15 protein-coding genes are annotated in these 17,507 nt (G+C 43.6%); 4 read left to right on the top strand and 11 right to left on the bottom strand.

The window, feature by feature from the left end; genetic code table 11:
- Nucleotides 1–30 precede the first annotated feature (30 nt).
- From WC496_08685 to WC496_08715, 7 genes are all read right to left on the bottom strand, one after another.
- Nucleotides 31–606 (bottom strand): hypothetical protein, encoded by a 576-nt coding sequence (locus WC496_08685; protein MFA5293094.1) that lies wholly within the window; start codon nt 604–606, stop codon nt 31–33.
- The gene (gene gspG / locus WC496_08690) at nt 603–1,043 is read right to left on the bottom strand and encodes a type II secretion system major pseudopilin GspG (protein MFA5293095.1); all 441 of its coding nucleotides are present in this window, start codon (nt 1,041–1,043) and stop codon (nt 603–605) included. Before gspG ends, WC496_08685 begins: the two co-directional genes overlap by 4 nt.
- A 52-nt stretch (nt 1,044–1,095) precedes the next feature.
- Entirely contained in the window at nt 1,096–1,467 is a 372-nt protein-coding gene (locus WC496_08695; protein MFA5293096.1) for a four helix bundle protein, read from the bottom strand.
- A 37-nt stretch (nt 1,468–1,504) separates the two neighbouring features.
- A complete protein-coding gene (locus WC496_08700) occupies nt 1,505–2,719 on the bottom strand; it encodes a type II secretion system F family protein (GenBank protein MFA5293097.1) in 1,215 nt (404 codons plus the stop codon).
- A gap of 186 nt (nt 2,720–2,905) precedes the next feature.
- Nucleotides 2,906–4,615, bottom strand: coding sequence for a type II secretion system ATPase GspE (gene gspE, locus WC496_08705; GenBank protein MFA5293098.1), 1,710 nt, complete (start codon nt 4,613–4,615; stop codon nt 2,906–2,908).
- A gap of 52 nt (nt 4,616–4,667) precedes the next feature.
- Complete coding sequence (locus WC496_08710) at nt 4,668–8,027, bottom strand: secretin N-terminal domain-containing protein (protein ID MFA5293099.1); 3,360 nt, start codon at nt 8,025–8,027, stop codon at nt 4,668–4,670.
- Between the two features lie 132 nt (nt 8,028–8,159).
- Nucleotides 8,160–9,209, bottom strand: coding sequence for a hypothetical protein (locus WC496_08715; protein ID MFA5293100.1), 1,050 nt, complete (start codon nt 9,207–9,209; stop codon nt 8,160–8,162).
- Nucleotides 9,210–10,041: 832 nt separating this feature from the next.
- On the opposite strand from WC496_08715, the gene WC496_08720 reads away from it, so the two are divergent.
- The 4 genes from WC496_08720 (at nt 10,042) to WC496_08735 (ending at nt 13,374) form a co-directional block, all read left to right on the top strand.
- Complete coding sequence (locus tag WC496_08720) at nt 10,042–10,929, top strand: hypothetical protein (GenBank protein MFA5293101.1); 888 nt, start codon at nt 10,042–10,044, stop codon at nt 10,927–10,929.
- 96 nt (nt 10,930–11,025) lie between these two features.
- Nucleotides 11,026–11,583 carry a hypothetical protein gene (locus WC496_08725; protein MFA5293102.1) on the top strand — a complete coding sequence of 186 codons (558 nt, stop codon included), beginning with the start codon at nt 11,026–11,028 and terminating at the stop codon, nt 11,581–11,583.
- Nucleotides 11,584–12,107: 524 nt separating this feature from the next.
- The gene (locus WC496_08730; protein ID MFA5293103.1) at nt 12,108–12,545 is read left to right on the top strand and encodes an RNA-binding protein; all 438 of its coding nucleotides are present in this window, start codon (nt 12,108–12,110) and stop codon (nt 12,543–12,545) included.
- 343 nt (nt 12,546–12,888) lie between these two features.
- Nucleotides 12,889–13,374, top strand: coding sequence for a TspO/MBR family protein (locus WC496_08735; GenBank protein ID MFA5293104.1), 486 nt, complete (start codon nt 12,889–12,891; stop codon nt 13,372–13,374).
- Between the two features lie 15 nt (nt 13,375–13,389).
- Here WC496_08735 and WC496_08740 read toward each other — a convergent pair whose 3' ends face one another.
- Genes WC496_08740 through WC496_08755 form a run of 4 tightly spaced genes read right to left on the bottom strand, consistent with a single transcriptional unit; the run spans nt 13,390 to nt 17,437 of the window.
- On the bottom strand, nt 13,390–14,955 hold the full coding sequence (locus tag WC496_08740) for a TIGR03790 family protein (GenBank protein ID MFA5293105.1): 1,566 nt from the start codon (nt 14,953–14,955) through the stop codon (nt 13,390–13,392).
- Nucleotides 14,955–16,100, bottom strand: coding sequence for a KamA family radical SAM protein (locus tag WC496_08745; GenBank protein MFA5293106.1), 1,146 nt, complete (start codon nt 16,098–16,100; stop codon nt 14,955–14,957). Before WC496_08745 ends, WC496_08740 begins: the two co-directional genes overlap by 1 nt.
- A gap of 43 nt (nt 16,101–16,143) precedes the next feature.
- Nucleotides 16,144–16,758 (bottom strand): sugar transferase, encoded by a 615-nt coding sequence (locus tag WC496_08750; GenBank protein ID MFA5293107.1) that lies wholly within the window; start codon nt 16,756–16,758, stop codon nt 16,144–16,146.
- Nucleotides 16,748–17,437, bottom strand: coding sequence for an HAD family hydrolase (locus WC496_08755; GenBank protein ID MFA5293108.1), 690 nt, complete (start codon nt 17,435–17,437; stop codon nt 16,748–16,750). The genes WC496_08750 and WC496_08755 overlap by 11 nt, the downstream gene beginning before the upstream one ends.
- Between the last annotated feature and the right edge of the window lie 70 nt (nt 17,438–17,507).

Genomic DNA, 17,507 nt, shown 5'->3' on the forward strand with positions numbered 1-17,507 from the left:
TAAATATTAAATTTTTAAATCTTAAATCCGTCAAAATCCCATTTCATCCGCGGTCCTCGGCGCAAGAATTTCCACGTCGCCGTCGACGACGTCGATTGTCCTGCTCAATCTATTGATTAAAATTGAATACTGCTGGCCGTTCTCGTCCATAACGACCACTTTTCCGCCATACTGCCAGCCGCTTTTACCGACCCTGAAAAGTGCCGGCGCCTCATTTGTCCAGTCGCCATCGTCAAAAATCACATAGGACAACTGGAACCGGTCGCTGAATTGTCCTGTCTGGATAATTTCTTCTTCCAATATATCTTCGACAGCGACAAGTCCGGTGGTTATTTCCCGCAGCATATATGTGTTTTGCACAAAATCGATAATTATTTCATATCTTCTGCCGCTCTCTGCCGAGCCTGTCGCAGCCATTTGAAAGAGACTCACAAGGTCATTCGCCCTGCCTTTGAAAGTATCTCTTTTAAGCACATCAGCGAGGTTCATCATTGTAATCATCGTAAACATCGCGATGATAAAGAGCACCATAACAATCTCAGCCAGTACTACCCCGGTCCTGCAGGACGTTTTTTTCAGCAAACGATATGAATCGGACAGTATCATTCCGCGTCGGTGCTGTACAGGTCTTTATCGTAGTCTTCGCCGCCTTCCTGACCGTCGGCTCCGTAACTGACAACTACATAAGGTTTACCGCTTTCGGGATAGGCGATATATATGAAATCATTGCCCCAGGCATCTTTCGGCAACGCCGTCGAATCGATATATCCGCCCGGCTGGTAGCCTTTAACATCACTGGGCTGTTCAATCAAAACATTTAGCCCTTCTTCTTCGGTCGGGTATCTGCCTGTATCCATTTTGAACTGGGCAACCGAGTTATGCAGCATTTTCAAATTAGCCTTTGTCGTTGTAACGCGGGCCTTGTCGGTTTGTCCCAGAAAGTTCATCGCCCCTATCGCGGCAAGCAGACCGATAATGATAATTACCGCCATAATCTCAACAAGAGTAAATCCTTTATTTCGTTTGTTTTTTCTTTGTATCATAAAAAACCTTTCATATAAATTGAAGATTGAAAATTTCAAAATCATCAAAAAATTATTTTCCCTTTTTCAAATTTATAGTTTTCCGAGCCGCAAAAAAAATCGCTTTCAATTCATTTGCTTCTTCAAGTAATAATTTTATCTTTGACTTCGGTATTAATTTTTCTTCTGATGAAAAATCCATCCAAAAAATTGTTTCATCTGCTTCTTTCAACACTATGCTTAATTTTGCGGCAAAAGCAGCTTTTGATTGAGCTAAATTACAGGCTCTATAATTCGCAGCTACCGATGTCGAGCATCTTATTAATTGCCCTGATATGTGATTACCTAATTTTGTCCCTTCTAAAACTATTGCAAGCTTCACGCAACGGTGAGCAAAATCATTTGCTCGTTTTTCCAATTGCTTATATTTAGTAATTTCAACCATTACTTAAGTCTCTAATCTTCAATTTTCAATCTACAATTTAAAAGTTTCCCGCTGAGAACCGCAAAATCGGCAATAGCGCCGCCAGCGCAATCATTCCGACGAAAAATGCCATCACAACAATAATCAGCGGCTCCAGCGCAGCGCTTAATCTTTCAATAACAATATCCGAAGACGATTCGAGATTTTCACTTATATTAAGCAGCATTTTCGTCAACTCGCCGCTTTTCTCGCCGATAGCGACCATGTGAGCGATTGCCGGCGAAATTACGCCGCTTTCACGTAAAGGAGTGGCTATATCGGCACCGGAAAGAATCCTGTCTCTGGCCTTTTTAACGGCGTTAACCATAATAACATTTCCAGTAACTTCACCAACGACCCTGAGCGATTCAGCCATACTTAATCCTGAGCCGAGCAGCGTCGAAAGAGTCGAGGCAAAACGCGAGACAACCCGCTGTTTCAGAAGCGGCCCGAATATCGGCAGCGACAGAAGGAGTTTATCCCGAAGATAGGCTCCTTTTTCAGTTTTCAGAAATCTTCGGATGGCATAAACTATTGCAAAAATCACTATCAGAAGCACATACCAGTAATTTATGATAATATCGCTTACCGCCATCAGGATTTTCGTAATCATGGGAAGCTTCATGCCCGCCTTTTGAATTTGCACGATAATCTTCGGCAGAACATAAGTCGTAAGAAAAATAATAGCTCCAAAGCCTATCGTTACTATGCACATTGGGTAAACCATCGCGGTCATTAGTTTCGATTCGATGCGCCGGCGTTTTTCCATAAAGCCGGAAATGGTTTCCATTGTTCTGCCCAGCGTTCCCGTAGCCTCGCCGACCTTAATCATACTGATATATACGACGTCGAAGTACTCGGTATAATCGCTCAGCGCGTCGCCGACCGCTTCGCCGGTAACAACCCTGTCGCGTATATCGGTTATTACATTCTTAAACCGGCTGTCGGTAATCTGTTCTATCATAACGGAAAGCGCTTCGGTAAGTTTAATCTCGGAATTGAGCAAAATGGACATCTGCTTGGTAAATTCTATTATATGAGATTTTTTTGTTCTGCCGAAAAGATTCTTAAAACCGCTTTTGACCTCGCTTTCAGCCGAGACCTGTTTTACGTCTGTAGCATGGATGCCGCGCGCGCGGAGCTGTTTCCGGGCAGAGTACGGAGTTTCAGCGGTAACCGTTCCCTTAACGGTCTTTCCGCCGCCTGCTAACGCTGTGTATGAATATCTGGGCATATCTATTTAAAATTTAAAATTGAAGATTTTGTTTTCGGTATCGGTGTCGGTAACGTCGCGTTATCGTTAATCGTTCTCGTGTTTCGTTAACACCAGCACCATACCGAAACCGAAATACAAGACGTTACCGTTACCTAAACCAACACCTATAACCTGATTTAAAAATCTTCATTTTTCAATTATCAATTATATATCTGCTTGCGTAACTCTTAAAACTTCCGCAATCGTCGTGGCTCCCGCCATAACTTTTCTCGCTCCGTCCATACGCAGGGTTTGAAGGCCCTTCTCAATCGCTTTTTGTTTTATCACGCCTGCGGTCTGGCGAAGATTAACCATCTCGCGGATTTCCTCATCAATTACCATAAGTTCATATATGCCGGTTCGGCCTTTATAGCCGGTATTAAAGCATTTACTGCAGCCTGCGCCTGTAAAAAACTGATCGCCGCTTCCGCTGGTGCCAATCCCAAGTTCCCGCAGTTCATGCTCGGCAGGCTGATACTGCTGTCTGCATTCGGGGCATATTCTTCGTACAAGTCTTTGCGCAAGAACAGCGACAAGTGAGGAGCTTACGAGATAAGGTTCAACTTCAAGGTCAAGAAGTCTGCTTATGGCGCCTGCCGAATCGTTGGTGTGCAGCGTACTGAAAACAAGATGGCCCGTCAAAGACGATTGTATCGCCATCCTCGCGGTTTCCTCATCGCGGACTTCGCCTATCATTATCACATCAGGGTCCTGCCGCAAAACATGCCGCAGTGCCGTAACAAATGTCATACCCTTCCTCGTGGCAACCTGCATCTGGCTTATGCCGCCGAGCTGATATTCTATAGGGTCTTCTATCGTAATAATATTTTTTTCGACCGCGTTCATTCTGTTAAGAGCTGCATAAAGCGTAGTACTTTTACCACTGCCTGTCGGACCTGTTACAAATATCACGCCGTGTGAACGGCTGAGCAGCGAATCGAAAACCTTCAAATCGTCTTCCCACATACCCAGTTCGGAAAGCCCGAACAGGCCCGTGCTTTTATCCAGAAGCCTCAACACGCATCTTTCGCCGTAGCTTGTCGGCACGGTGCTTACACGCAAATCGATTTCACGGTTGCCGAGCCGAACCGAACATCTTCCGTCCTGGGGCATTCTCCGCTCGGCGATATCCATTCCGGCCATAACCTTGATACGCGATACTACAAGAGATAAAACATTGCGGTTAAGACTAAGCGTATCGTATAAAATACCGTCTATCCTGTAACGGATTTGAATTTTGCCTTCGTAAGGATGAACGTGAATATCGCTTGCACGCAGCTGCAGGGCGCGGAAAAGTATATCGTTGACAAGCCTGATTACGGGCGGGCGATTTACGACATCGAGCAAATCGTCGGCAGTGGCAACCTCATCGACAAGCTGGTCGAGATTTTGAGAGTCGAGCTCTTCTGCGACTTCATCGATAACTGTTGACTTCTGTTCGTAAGCGATATCTATTGTCGCCGTTATCGCGGTCTTGGTGGCAAGAGCGATATTAACCGGCGATTTGGTAAGTCTCGAAACATTATCTACAGATTCGGTATCAAAAGGCCGGGAAAGTACAACTGTGATTTCGGCATCTTCCGGATTAGTCTTTATACCTATCAGGTAATGGTGCTGAGCGTAAACAGGCGGGACATTTTCGATAAACTGTTTCGGAACATCGGCGGGATTGATTTCGGCAAGATATTCAATTTTCAAAACTTCCGCAAACAGCCGCAGAACCGCTTCTTCCGTAAAATGCGGACAGATAAGCAGTATCTCGTCCAGCTTCTGTCCGGATTTATCTGACTCGGCATTCTGCTCAAGAAATTTGGCGAGTATATCCGCATCAACTATTCCAGTCCTTTGAGCTGTTTTTATCAACAAATCTTTCATAGATGTTCATTCTGCAAATCTTCAACTTCAATTTTCACTGATAACTGTTATTCTATTTTTGTTCCGGCAAACCCGTATCCGGCTCATTCGTATCCTGCGCCAAAATCTTAAGCGGCTCTACCAGTTCAGGCTTTATCCCCGGAAAATCCTCGTGTCTCTGGAATTTGTCCTCCGATTTTTCAAACTCAATCTGATTCTTTCTCGATATATCTTTCAGCTGATGCAATCCGCGTTCGATATCCGGTCTTAAGATGTTAGCCTTAACAAATACATACAGTCTGCGTTCATCGTTGGAATTTTTCACTTTTCTAAACAACCCGCCCGCAATCGGGATATCGCCGAACAGCGGCGTTTTACCGCCGGTCTTCGACTGATTCAGCTTATTCAATCCGCCCAGAATAATCGTGCTGCCGTCAGGAACAGTTACAACTGTTTTCACGTTGCTGGTGGTCATATCAGGCGGAGCGGTTTCTGCTGACTTTGTGGTCGCAAAATCCTCACGAAGCATTTCCACTTCAAGCCGCAGTAATTCGCCTTCGCTGATTTGAGGTGTAATTGTAAGTTTTATTTTTGCGTTGTAGTCCTTCCATGTAGTTGACTTGCTGATCACCTCACCGGTGGTACCGGAAGCACTTTGATTTTCTTCTGCAATATAGGTTTTTTGAGTAGTCTCTATTGTACCTTCTTCATTGTCATTGACCAATATTTTGGGCTGTGCCAGCACTCTGCCGTACCCTTTGGTATTAACCAGCGTCAGCAAAGCCTGTATTTTGTCGGCACTATAAAATCCTGTCGTTGTACCGCCGATAAAACTGGCTTCACGATTGCCGCCGACAGCCGATGCAACCAGCGCAGTCGCCTTTAAATTCTCTGTCACCAGACCTTTGGCGTTGGCTACAAGATCCAAATCAAACTGAAAGGCATCATTGCGCGTAACTTCGACAAGCGAAACGTCAATCAATACCTGCGGCCTGCGGGTATCAAGGGTCTTTATCAGATTGCCTATCCATTCCTGGTTTTTCTTGCTCGCATAAACAATAAGCGAGAAGGTATTTTTATCGGGGACTATTGCTATATTATCTTCCTGGTATTTTACAGTCTGCTGGATTTTGCCTTCTTTGTCCTTGATTGTCTTTTCTATAAGACCGTTAAGCACTTCCGCAAGGGCTTCAGGCTCCTGGTTTTCAAGCCTGTAGATTCTGTAAGGTATGGCGGCCTGCACCGGTTCTCGGTCAATGTATGAAATAATCTGCGATATCTGAGTATGCTGTTCCGGAGTCGCGTTCACAAGCAGAGAATTTGTTGTTTCGAGCATTACAACCTGCGGCTGGTCGAGAGTAGCGGCCCCATCCTGTGATGATGTATCAAAGACAGGTGCAGGAGGCACGGGTTGACCGGGATTGGCAATAGTCTTGGTGCCGGTTGTTTTGGTTGTGCTGGCACCCTCGACAATATTAAGCTCTTTCAGGGCTTCGACAACTTTGAGAATATCGACATATTGTATTTCATACTCTCGTATGACACGCAAATCCTGCTGCGGAACATCGAGAGAATCGATTATATTATCAACTGCCGATATTTCCGATGAAAGACCGATTATCAGGATACGGTTGGTTCGTTTGTCGAAATCAATATAAACTCCGGCCTTGGAAGATGTTGTTGTCTCGGTCGGCTGCGGTGTTGGCCGCGGCGTTCTTATTGTACGTGCCCTGGTTGCCGCAGCGGAATCTGCCGCTCCGGATGTGCCTATCGTTATCTCTATCGTTCCAAGCTGTTCGGCAAGTGCCTTTATCTTTGTTACAAGGCTCTCGGCAATTGTATATTTTAATATGCGAAGCTTAAATTCTTTCGGCGGCCCCGGCACATCGACAAGGCTCAGCAGTTCTTCGATACGCTGCATCCTGAAGGCGTATTCGGTAACAACAAGAGTGCCTGTTTCGGGAATCTCGGTGATATTCGAACCGATGCCGAGTTTCATTTCTGCCAGCAGTTTTTTTGCCGCTGTGGTGCTGATATACTGAAGATGATAAACTTTCGTCACGGCAACATCACCCGGCTGAATGTCGGTATTCGTGGTGAATCTCGGGTCCTGGTCCAGAACTTCTGCCGATGGGGCTATAGTAACCAGATTGCCCTTCCTGCTCATCACAAAGCCGCGGAATTTCAGAACCGATTCGAGCAGATTATACAGTTCACGGACTCGGATTTTGCCCTGCACCTTTACCGTAACGCTGCCGGTTATCTTGGTATCGTCATAGAGATAATTAAGTTTCAGATACCTGCCGACAAGGTCTATCAGGTTTACAATATCAAGTTTCTCCGGCAGATTAAGCTCAAGTATTTCATCGCCGTTTGGTATATCAACTTCTCTAAAGGTCGGATTTTTTTCCACCTCAGTACCCTGCTCCGCCGGTTCGTTGACCTCTTTAGATAATTCTTCCTGTTTGGCTTTCATCGGCTCCGGTTGTGGTTGTGGTTCATTGGGAATTTGTATCTTCTCTTCTGCCGGCTTTTCAGGTTCCTGCATTTGCTCCTGCAGCGGCTCACTAACAGCGTCAGGAATTCGTTCCGGTTCAGCATCGGTTTTTTTGGCATTAGCATCCGCTTTTGCCGCTTCTGCAAGTTCGGTCATAAATTCGCCGAGCATATCGTTATCTTCGGCCGGCAGTTGTTTTTTTATCTCGACCGGTTTATTGACATCAGCCATTATTTCCGGAGCTGGCTGATTTGCTTCTGCTATGGCAATGGGAGCCTGAATAATATTTACATCGTTAGCCGACTGGGGCAGAACCGGCAGAGTGATTTGCTCAGTTTCTGATTTGGTTATATTGACATCCTCCGCTGGTTTTTCCTGAGAAGGTTTTGGTTCTTCGGACGAACTGAGAAGTTCCTGTATTGTTTTAACAACAGTTTCGGTTTGCACCTGGGGTGAAATTATCAGTATTTTGTCTTTGTACCTGTCGATTATTATTTTAACCGCAGCAGAAGTACTGGAGCCTTCGAGCAGTGTACCGACAGAAAAATCCTTACCTAATTTCGTCTGAATCTTTTCACTGTCGGGCAGTGTTTTATCCGGCTCGATATCCACAAACTGTACATCGTATTGCTCACTGCTGTCGACCAGTTTAAGAATGGAAGTTGCGTATACAAGCTGCTGGGGACTTGCAGTTACTGAAACTGCATTTGTTCCCGGAATTGCGACAACGCTGTCTGTTACCTGCGATGTAACCAGGTAATTTTTGGCCTGCTGCGATGAAATATTCTGCATGGAAAATATCCGTACGCGGACAGGCTCATTGAAATCCTGACCTTTAGCTGATAATGCGCAGACATTCAGTGCCGATATGATTAAAAATAAAGACAGCATCGCACCTTGCAGCCGATGCCTCTCGTTCTGTTGTTTCAAGAGCATCTGGGTCTCCAAACATCGTTTTGCCTTGCCTTGAGGCCTTATATATTGTTTTATCGGACAAAATGGCATAAGATGCTTAAAAATAATGTACTTAGTTTGATTTTATCCACCTCCCTGCGGCCGAACGTATTTTTATCTTCTTTGTCTTATTCCTCTTAACTGTACCGGCTGTTTTTTGCTGTCAGGCTGTTGCTGCTGCGGTTTTTCCTGACGAGGTTTAGACTGCTGATTCGCATCACCGGACGATTTCGGGGAATTATTATCAACCTGGGGATTATTTAAATTATTGCTAACCAGATTAACATCAGGCACTTGCAGAGCATTATTGTCAGAGGCAAGAATTTCTTCCTGCTGTTTAAGTTCATTTTCAAGCGTTTTTAAAAGCTCTCCCAGCCCGCCAAGTTCATTTGCCTCACCAGATGTTATATTCGAATTAGGGTCTTGCTGAAGTTGTTTTAGCCATTCGATGTTTTTCTGTGTATGCTGACGCAATTCTTCAGGACTAAGCTCTGGAACTGGCGCAACATTAGGTTCAGCAACAGGTTGCGAAATATTTGCCGGCGGAGGCTCAACAGATTCAGCCTGGCCTGTTACTTTTTCCATTCCTTCCCATAAGGCAATAGGCTTGTCATTACTAACAATACCCGTATAAGATTTAACGAAATCAGGCTTGGTCTGACGCTCAGCGGTAAGTTCGTATCTCTTGCCATTATCATTAATTAGAACACTGCCATCACCGACTTTTTCAATTGTCAGATAACCGACTTTCCCGCCCTGCTGAACCCAATGCAAACCCTTGCCAACCTCATCTATAAGAGCCCAGGAATCGGCATCATCGCCAAGATGATAACTTGTACCTATAAGCTTAAACTTCGCAGTTACCGTAGCCTGCGGCCTTATAACAGCCGCCGGAGAAGGCGCACTTCTAACAGGCTCAGGAGGAGGCGGAGGATTTATGCGAAGCGCAAATGCTTTTGCCTGCTTGACTAACGGCGTTTCCTGCTCGTTGTCCAGAGACTTTTCCCCGCCGTAAATGGCCTGCATCTGCTCAGCTACACCCGGATTTTTGAGCAGATTTTCAAGCTTTGCATCACCAGCCCGGCATGGAACAACTGTAAACGCAAAAAAGCCCAAGACCAAAAGAACTGCTAAAAAACGTGTTATCATGTTAATTTTAAACATGTTATGAAAATTTCATTAAAAAACATCAGCAAAACTCTACATATTACTTTGACATCGGAATGTTGCGTAAGTTCCCTTCAATTATAAAATAAATATAGGTACAGCGGCCGGATATAAGACATAAGATAACCTTTCAGCTGATAACTGTTAAATCCGTTAAAGTCGGCACAAATTAACATACTTAAAAGAACACAGTACTCAGAACACAGAACGCAGAATAAGGAGTTATGATAAAAAACTTTTAAAAAACGCGCATTTTTTTCGCAAATGCGCGCAAGTTGACTAAAAAAGAGGGGTATTTTTAACCGCGGATTGCACGGATTTCACGGAAAAAGTCAAAAAAGTGAGTAGTTTTTACAGGTTTTGGGCAGTTTTTGGGGGTTTTGGAACAAAATTTTTAGCCACAGATTACGCAGATATAAAAGATGTTTTTTCACCACGAAGAGCACGAAAGACGCACGAAGGTATTGCTTTAAGGCATCCCGATAAATCGGGATTGTAAATTCAAAACTCGTACCTTACTTACAAGCGAGCTTGACGTCGGCACATTGTTTCGAATTTTTCTGCTGCGCAGTTTACCTTAAAGCAGATAAAACGTTGCCGGGGCAGATAAATTTTTAAAGTGTGTTTGGGAAGAAGAAAGAGTAAAATAGAATCTGCATTGAGGAAGAACATCTGCGAAAGAAAAGTTGTTAGTCGTTAGTTATTGGAGACGCTCCCCGCATTCGCGAGGGTAAACTCCGGCGGAAAAACATTGAGGAATTGCAACAGCAGAAAATAAAGTGGAAAAATTTGAACCCAAAGTTATTTGAAATAGAAGGAGGTATTAATTTTGGCAGGTTTAGTTTTAGAATTACAAAAAGATGCTTTGGACTCATCTGTCCCAATAGCTCCGTTATTGCGAAAAGCTTTGGTGGTTGCAAAGAAACTTGAAATTGACGATTTTCGACTATGGATCGAAAAAGAATTAAACGGCTATACACCTGGTGGTGATGAAATCCCCCAATATCGTGAAGTGGAGGGGATAATTAAAGCATGGAATCCATATAACGGTTGGATACCCGTTATTGTCCAAGATGAAAAAATGGCTAAACATCTGAGGCGAAGAAAAGTTAAACAATCAATACGAGAATTGGAAAGTCTTGTTGAAAATCAAAAAGATTCTTCCTTGATGATTCATTATTCCCCGGAAATAGAAAATATGTTGATGGAAGACGATCCCTTTCAGCCAGCGCTCCATATAGGTGCAAATTCTATTCATGGAATTATCGATTGTGTTCGTAATACCGTTCTTGAATGGTCATTAAAACTAGAAAAGGAAGGAATACTAGGCGAAGGTTTGAGTTTTTCTGTTAAAGAGAAAGAAAAAGCACAAAATAATCCTGATATAAATATACAAAATTTTCAAGGTATCTTAGGAAATGTGAATCAGAGTACTATCACACAAAACCTTGAAATAGAAATTAAAAAGAATGACATTCAAAGTTTGACGGACTTTCTCAAATCCAAAGGGGTAACTGTAGAAGATATTTTCGAATTGAAAAAAGCTATAAATGAAGATCCCAAACAAGTATCGCCTAAAGGTTTTGGCGAAAAAGTCAGTGGTTGGATTGGAAAAATGATTACAAAGGCAGCAACTGGTACTTGGGACATAGGTATTCAAGTTGCTGGAACAATATTAGCTAAAGCAATATCGTTGTATTACGGTATGCCTTGCTAAACGGTACTTATGAAACTTCAATTTGACGCTTAAAGATTTATGGCGGAAAAGATAGAAAATGAAATAAAATAATTGTTTTAAGGAGTACTGTAGATTATGGAAAATCCAAAAAAAGAGGAACAAGGGATGGGTGAAAATAATTGTGATATCGATACTTTAAGAAGTTTATTTGCTTTTAAAGGAACGTATCACCATCATAAAGAGACAATGGCTCACGCCACAGTGTTAATTCAATTGGCGCTTGTAACTGCTTTGTTTAACGTCAATTTTAAAAAATTATGTTATAGCGATGATAAACTGTGGATTTTCTTGTCGTATAGTATAATTTGGGCTATTATATCATTTTATATGTGCTGGCAGTTCAAGATGAGAAGAATTGCTCAATGGCAGGTAGATAAGATCTTAGAAGCAATACAGGTTCACTACTCTCCCAGTAATAATACACATAAATTTATCAAAGATAATATGAGAGATGTTCAAGATGATCCTATCGGAATGCACTGTTTTAAAGATAAGTGCAAAAAAGTTATAGGATGTATCATTTGTTGTGACAATAATTTTTGGAGAAAAGTAAATCAGGGCGAAATAATTTTGTGGATTGCTGATGTATTGATTTTGGTTATTGGCGTTTTAAGAATTATTTCAATAGGGTAATCAGTTATCCGGAAATTCCGGATAACTGAAAATTGGAAACGAACCCCGTAAAAATTCTCCTGTCACTATCGCTCCAGGCTCTGAACCCCCGCCTGCGCGGGGGTGTGGTAAACCGGCGGGAATAAAAGGATTTAAAATTTGAGATTTGAGATTTGAGAAAAATAACATCGCCGTGCCGGCGGCGGCTAAATGAGATGATTAACCCGACGACGAACCCCCGGCACCCGCCTTCGATAAATCTACGGACGGACAGGCAGGTCCGGGGGCTAAACACGGGAAGATAAACCCACACATATTAAACCGGCGGTGAGAGTTTATGCTATCTGGACTCTTTAAATCCTGAAAGTAATCGTATATTATTCAATCGATAATATTTTATATTTGGAAAAAAACGCTTTTTCGGCTACTCTTTCCTCAACAAACTCGGCGCAAACTGTATGTAAAATAGATTGTGCCTGATAAAAAAAGGATAAAATTCCGATATATACAGAAAGAGTTATCTTAAAAGAAAGGGAATAAGCAGGATGAATATTTATGTAGGTAATTTATTGTTCGACGTTACTGAAGCTGAATTAAAAGAACTTTTTTCGCCATTCGGCGAAGTCTCAGAAGTCCGTTTGATAATGGATAAGTTCAGCGGAAAAACAAAGGGCTTCGGATTCATCGAAATGCCCTCTAAAGAAGAAGCCGAAAAGGCTATCGCCGAAATGAACGGCAAAGACCTAAAGGGACGGGCAATGACCGTTAACGAAGCAAAGCCGAAGACTGAGTTCGGCGGCAGAGGCAAACGCGGCGGTTACGGCGGCGGTGGTGGTGGTGGTCGCGGCGGTTACGGCGGCGGTAATAGAGGCGGTGGCGGCGGCTACGGCGGCGGTAGAGATCGCGGCGGCAGCGGCGGAGGCGGCGGTTACGGCGGCGGCAGAGATCGCGGCGGCAGCGGCGGCGGCAGAAGCGGTTACTAACAACCGGTATCGCTGAAAAATTAAATACACAACAGCAGAGAACAGCTTCTCCTGAAAACTTATTACAGGCTGACAAAGCCGCAGATATGATTAGTCATTCTGCGAAGAAAGGAAACTGATATGGGCGATAAGGGAAAAAGAGATAAAGGTAAAAGAGAACAAAAGAAAAAAGCTGTTCTCAGCCCAGAGGAAAAACGCAGATTAAAAAGAGAAAAGAAGAATAGTTAATTGGCCGGCAGTGTTCGCAGTACAAGCCGTTGGGCTCTGGTATTCAGTTAAATAAGATTTCAGCGGATGAAATCTGTCCTTCGGCTTCCATCGATATCATTCAGGACGAGTATTCATGGCAGGTGCGAAAACCAACGATATCGTAAAACTGATAATATGCTGCGGAGCGGTTTTGGGGGTCGGATTCGCAGGGTCGTTTTTCGTATCAAATTCATCACAGTGGTATCAAAGTCTTGAAAAGCCCGCCTTTACCCCGCCGAGTTATGTATTCGGGCCGGTCTGGACAGTACTGTATCTGCTTATAGGAGTCTCGGCTTTTTTGGTATGGCGAAAAGGAATCGCCAATGCAGCGGGCAGGACGGCAGCGGCGGCGTTTATTCTTCAATTTATATTTAACGCGGCATGGACGCTGATTTTCTTCGGCATAAAACAGCCGCTGATTGCGCTTGGGGATATTGTAATGCTGTGGCTGGCGATAATAGCAATGATTGTCAGCTTTCGGAAAGTTTCAACGCTCGCGGCGGTTCTGCTTGTTCCTTATATAATGTGGGTGAGCCTTGCGGTCGTTCTAAACGCCGCTATCTGCATATTGAATCAATAAGACAACACAAACGAATTATTTTATGTTGAGTTTGTAAAGGGGGTCGCCAATCAGAACAAGCTGCCATGAATTAAAGGGATTTGTCGCGTAAAAAGCCTCGGCCATACAATCTCCATTAAGAAGCTGAGCAAAGAATTTGTCGGGGTCTGGAAACGAGTGAAGATAAGGCTCGTCAACGGCTCCGAATGTGGCGGTTATGCCGTGCGAAAGCAAGGCGGGACACCAGTTGGAACTTGCGGGATTGCGTAAATCCATCGCCTCGAAACTTGCGATATGAAATCCCACGGCGCCGGGGACAAAATCAAAGGAATCGATATATTTTTTAACGCTGTACCAGCCGCAGTAAATCGCCGTATTCGGACAGGAACGCGGCGCGAAAAGCGAATCTGTATTCTCGACAACAACTTTCATCGAAGTACGCTTTTTGAGCATCGCAGCAAGTGTGTGCAGGCTTTTATCAAAAAACTCGAACGATCGCGGCGTAATTTGCCCGGCAGTATTCAGGCCGCGAGCGTCGATATACGCTGTTCCGGAAAGGCCAGCCTTCTCGGCTTTAATCGCCTTATCGACGAGGCCGGCGGCGATTTTTGCCGAAGGACCGTCCAGTCTCGAAACCATCAGTGTTTTCGACGGCAGCCAAAAAGGCATATTCTGCAATTCGTTTTTCTGCCAGCGATAAAGGTCGTAATCCTTATATAAAACCATCGAAAGTTCGCTGTCAACCGAAGCGGATGTTTCAGTTCCTTTGCATCTGCCGATATCGGCTTTAAGATTAGCCAGTTCACCAGTCAGGCCGCCAACTACCCGCAAGGCAGGGTAAAAACCATTTTTAAGTTTCTTCTCGACCGTCCACTTTTCCCGCTCTGCGGTCTGCAAAACCTGACTGTTTCTGTACAACTCATTCTTTTCAGACAAAGAAAGTGTAAATGAAATCCGCGGCAATTTTTCGGCCTGCTGCCCGGCGAAGGCCGGACCATAAAAAAGTCTTAACAGTTCTATCCAATCATCATATTGTTTTTCTCTCGTATCTTCCCGCTCGATATACTCAATTCTCTTCAACGCTTCGGCTGTGGCGGCGGAAAGATGTTTTAAAATATCCTCGTAAGATTCCGATGTCGCCGCATTTTGAGGCGATGTCAATTCCTCTCTGCCGAGTCGATTAAGCCTATGGTAAACACTTTTGAGTTTTTCCTCTTCCAGTGCAGAAAGACTGGAAAGTTTCGCGACAAGCTCATCAGCGTTTTTGACCTGGCCGAGAGACCCAACCTTTATCGGCACACCATAAACCGTCAAAAGACATTTAATCTCATCGGATTTTCTATTTTCCTGAATTTCTTTTTTTACCGCGTACGCCAGAATTTTGTCGTAATTTCGCCGACTTATCTGTTCTGAAAGTGTTATTCCGAGCGGTATTTTGAGAATATTGGCTGCGGGCACGGCTCTTTTTTGGCAATAATATTCCGCCAGCGACACAGATTCGTTAACATCGGAATTTGCGATAACAAGAATCTGCTGCGGCTGGAGGGCAAAAGCCGACTGCGCAAAAATAATCAAAAATAATATAGAAAAAAATCTCGTCATTATTCCGGACCGTAAGTTCTATATGGCTGGTTAACAGGATAATCAGCCGCAACTTCCTGGTAATCGTCAAACCAGCAGGCCTGCGGATTACTTTTAAAAATCATAAATTTACCGCTGTCTGAATCGTCTGCCGCCCTGTGATATTTCATAAAAATATTAGAATCCGACTTGCCGATTATCTCTATTTTGCCGGTGGAATGACTCATTACAAATCTCGCACGCTTGGCAAGACCGGAGACCCTGGATTTGGCGGATTCGATAATATCGTAACCTTCTTCAACAGGGACAACATAAGCTCTGTTGCCGCTGGCAGGTCTGCACTGAAAAACATAATAAGGCACAATGCCATAGAAAGAAAGTTTCGCAAATAATTCCGAAAGTATTTCAGGTTTGTCGTTTATTCCTCTCAGCAGCGGAAGCTGATTTGTCATTCTGACGCCGGTTTTTTGGATAAGATGACAGGCGTTAATCGCAGCATCGGTCAGTTCCCGCGGATGAACAAAATGCGTCATCACATAAATTTTTTTCTTCGCGGTGGTGTATTTTTCGAGCATATCAAGGAGATTTTTATTCTCTGTTATCCTGTAAGGGAAATAAACAGGCATACGAGTACCGATGCGAATTATATGCACATGGTCTATCTGGCGAAGCCTGCTTATTATTTCTTCAAGACGCGGCGTTGAAAGAGTAAGCGGGTCGCCGCCTGTAAGTAAAACATTTGTTATTTCCTTACGGCCTGCGATATAATCAATCGCGGCAGATACATCCTGCAGAGAATCCTGCTGCGGTTCGCAAAACAATCTTTTCCTGAAACAATAACGGCAAATACCCGCACAATTATCCGTAACCAGTAAAAGCGCCGTAGTGTTATACTTGTGCTCAAGGCCGGGCATAATCGTATATTTATGCTCATCAGACGGGTCAAGCCTGCCCCAGTCCTGAAACTCCTGAGTAGTCGGAATAACTATTTTTCGAATCGGGTCGTCAGGGTCATTCCAGTCTATCAGGGACAGATAATAGCTATTGGCCATAAAAGGAAATTTTTCGGCGACTTTTTTACATTCAATCCTATCAGCCGCAGAAATACCGGCGACATCATCCAGATTTGTAACGTATTCAGGTTTTGACGGTATGTTAGACTCCATTAAATCTTTCTTTTATAAAAAATAAAAATCAGGAAAAGTTAAATTAGCCGCTCCGGCCTCGGGTTTCCTGCGTTTGAGAATATCTTTTTTCGTAAATATTTTTTCCGGTCAATATTTGGAAGACCGTCATAAAAACTATTTTCAAATCCAACCACAATGAAGCGTTTTTAACATATTCAACATCAAAAGCCAGTTTTTCTTCTATTGTAAGCTCGCCCCTTCCGCTAATCTGCGCAAGGCCTGTAAGGCCGGGCCTGACAAGAAGCCTTTTCTTTTGCCCATCGTTCCATTCTGCCATTTGGGCGATATATAAAGGCCGGGGGCCGACAAGACTCATATCGCCTTTTAATACGTTGAAAAACTGCGGCAGTTCATCGAGCGAAGTTTTACGAAGAAAAATCCCTATTTTAGTCAACCGCGGGTCAGTACCGGATTTCGGACTGGCGCCAAAGGGGTCAACATCCATTTTCATTGTGCGGAACTTATAAAATGTGAACGGCTTTCCATTTTTTCCGGCACGAATCTGCCTGAAAATCGCAGGTCCCCTGCTGCCCAATTTTATTGCTATAATCAACAACGCAAATACCGGCAGCAAAATCACAATTGCCAATAAAGAAAATATAAAATCCAGCAATATTTTTATAAATTTATAGAACATCTATTTTTCTCAATAAATCCGGCAGTTTCGTAATCGAATCAATTTCATATTGAGGCTGAGCCTGCGGTGAAGGAGCCGGGCCCAAATGAAGCCGCTTTGCCCGCACAATCCTGATAGTTTTAAAACCCATCTGATTAGGCGACAAAAAATCCTTCCTGAGATTATCGCCGACATAAACGCACTGATTCGCGGCAACAGCCAAATCCTGCAGTAATTTTTCAAAACCTTTCGGCGACGGTTTCCAGTGCTCGGAACCAAGTTTTTCAGTATAAATAATACAATCGAAAAATTTCCCGATTCCCAGAGCCTCTGCCTTCAACTCCTGAGCGGGTAAATAACCATCCGTAACAAGACCAAGCTTATAACGACTTTTCAAATTCTCGAGAACCGTCCTGCTTTCAGAAGGAAGAGTTATGTCAGGTTTGTGGCCGCGAAAAACATTTATAAGTTTTTCTATATATTTTTTGTCAAAAGTAACGCCAAATTTTACTGCGGCAGCGTCAAAAGTAGTCTTATGATTGCCTGAATTGAAAATTTCCAATAAATATCCAAAAACAGCCTCGTCTTTTAATTTGAAATCGTCCGCTATCCGGCGAGCTGCTACTGCAAAACCGCTTCTGTAGTAGTCTATCTCGTCGTAAAGGGTGTCATCCATATCAAAGGCAATGCATTTTATCACTTATAAACCCTGCCAAAAGTGCCGAAAAACAAGTATATTACTATCGTTACAATTATATGGACAAAAGTCC

This window comes from Phycisphaerae bacterium (genome assembly GCA_041652575.1).
Lineage (GTDB): Bacteria > Planctomycetota > Phycisphaerae > Sedimentisphaerales > UBA12454 > UBA12454.

What these genes read in the sequence shown, in the direction of transcription:
- WC496_08735 (MFA5293104.1), top strand. Translation starts at nt 12,889, where the DNA reads ATGGCAGGTGCGAAAACCAACGATATCGTAAAACTGATAATATGCTGC.
- WC496_08710 (MFA5293099.1), bottom strand. Translation starts at nt 8,027, where the DNA reads ATGCTCTTGAAACAACAGAACGAGAGGCATCGGCTGCAAGGTGCGATG.
- WC496_08745 (MFA5293106.1), bottom strand. Translation starts at nt 16,100, where the DNA reads ATGGAGTCTAACATACCGTCAAAACCTGAATACGTTACAAATCTGGAT.
- WC496_08730 (MFA5293103.1), top strand. Translation starts at nt 12,108, where the DNA reads ATGAATATTTATGTAGGTAATTTATTGTTCGACGTTACTGAAGCTGAA.
- gspE (MFA5293098.1), bottom strand. Translation starts at nt 4,615, where the DNA reads ATGAAAGATTTGTTGATAAAAACAGCTCAAAGGACTGGAATAGTTGAT.
- WC496_08740 (MFA5293105.1), bottom strand. Translation starts at nt 14,955, where the DNA reads ATGACGAGATTTTTTTCTATATTATTTTTGATTATTTTTGCGCAGTCG.
- WC496_08700 (MFA5293097.1), bottom strand. Translation starts at nt 2,719, where the DNA reads ATGCCCAGATATTCATACACAGCGTTAGCAGGCGGCGGAAAGACCGTT.
- WC496_08695 (MFA5293096.1), bottom strand. Translation starts at nt 1,467, where the DNA reads ATGGTTGAAATTACTAAATATAAGCAATTGGAAAAACGAGCAAATGAT.
- WC496_08750 (MFA5293107.1), bottom strand. Translation starts at nt 16,758, where the DNA reads ATGTTCTATAAATTTATAAAAATATTGCTGGATTTTATATTTTCTTTA.
- WC496_08685 (MFA5293094.1), bottom strand. Translation starts at nt 606, where the DNA reads ATGATACTGTCCGATTCATATCGTTTGCTGAAAAAAACGTCCTGCAGG.
- WC496_08715 (MFA5293100.1), bottom strand. Translation starts at nt 9,209, where the DNA reads ATGTTTAAAATTAACATGATAACACGTTTTTTAGCAGTTCTTTTGGTC.
- gspG (MFA5293095.1), bottom strand. Translation starts at nt 1,043, where the DNA reads ATGATACAAAGAAAAAACAAACGAAATAAAGGATTTACTCTTGTTGAG.
- WC496_08725 (MFA5293102.1), top strand. Translation starts at nt 11,026, where the DNA reads ATGGAAAATCCAAAAAAAGAGGAACAAGGGATGGGTGAAAATAATTGT.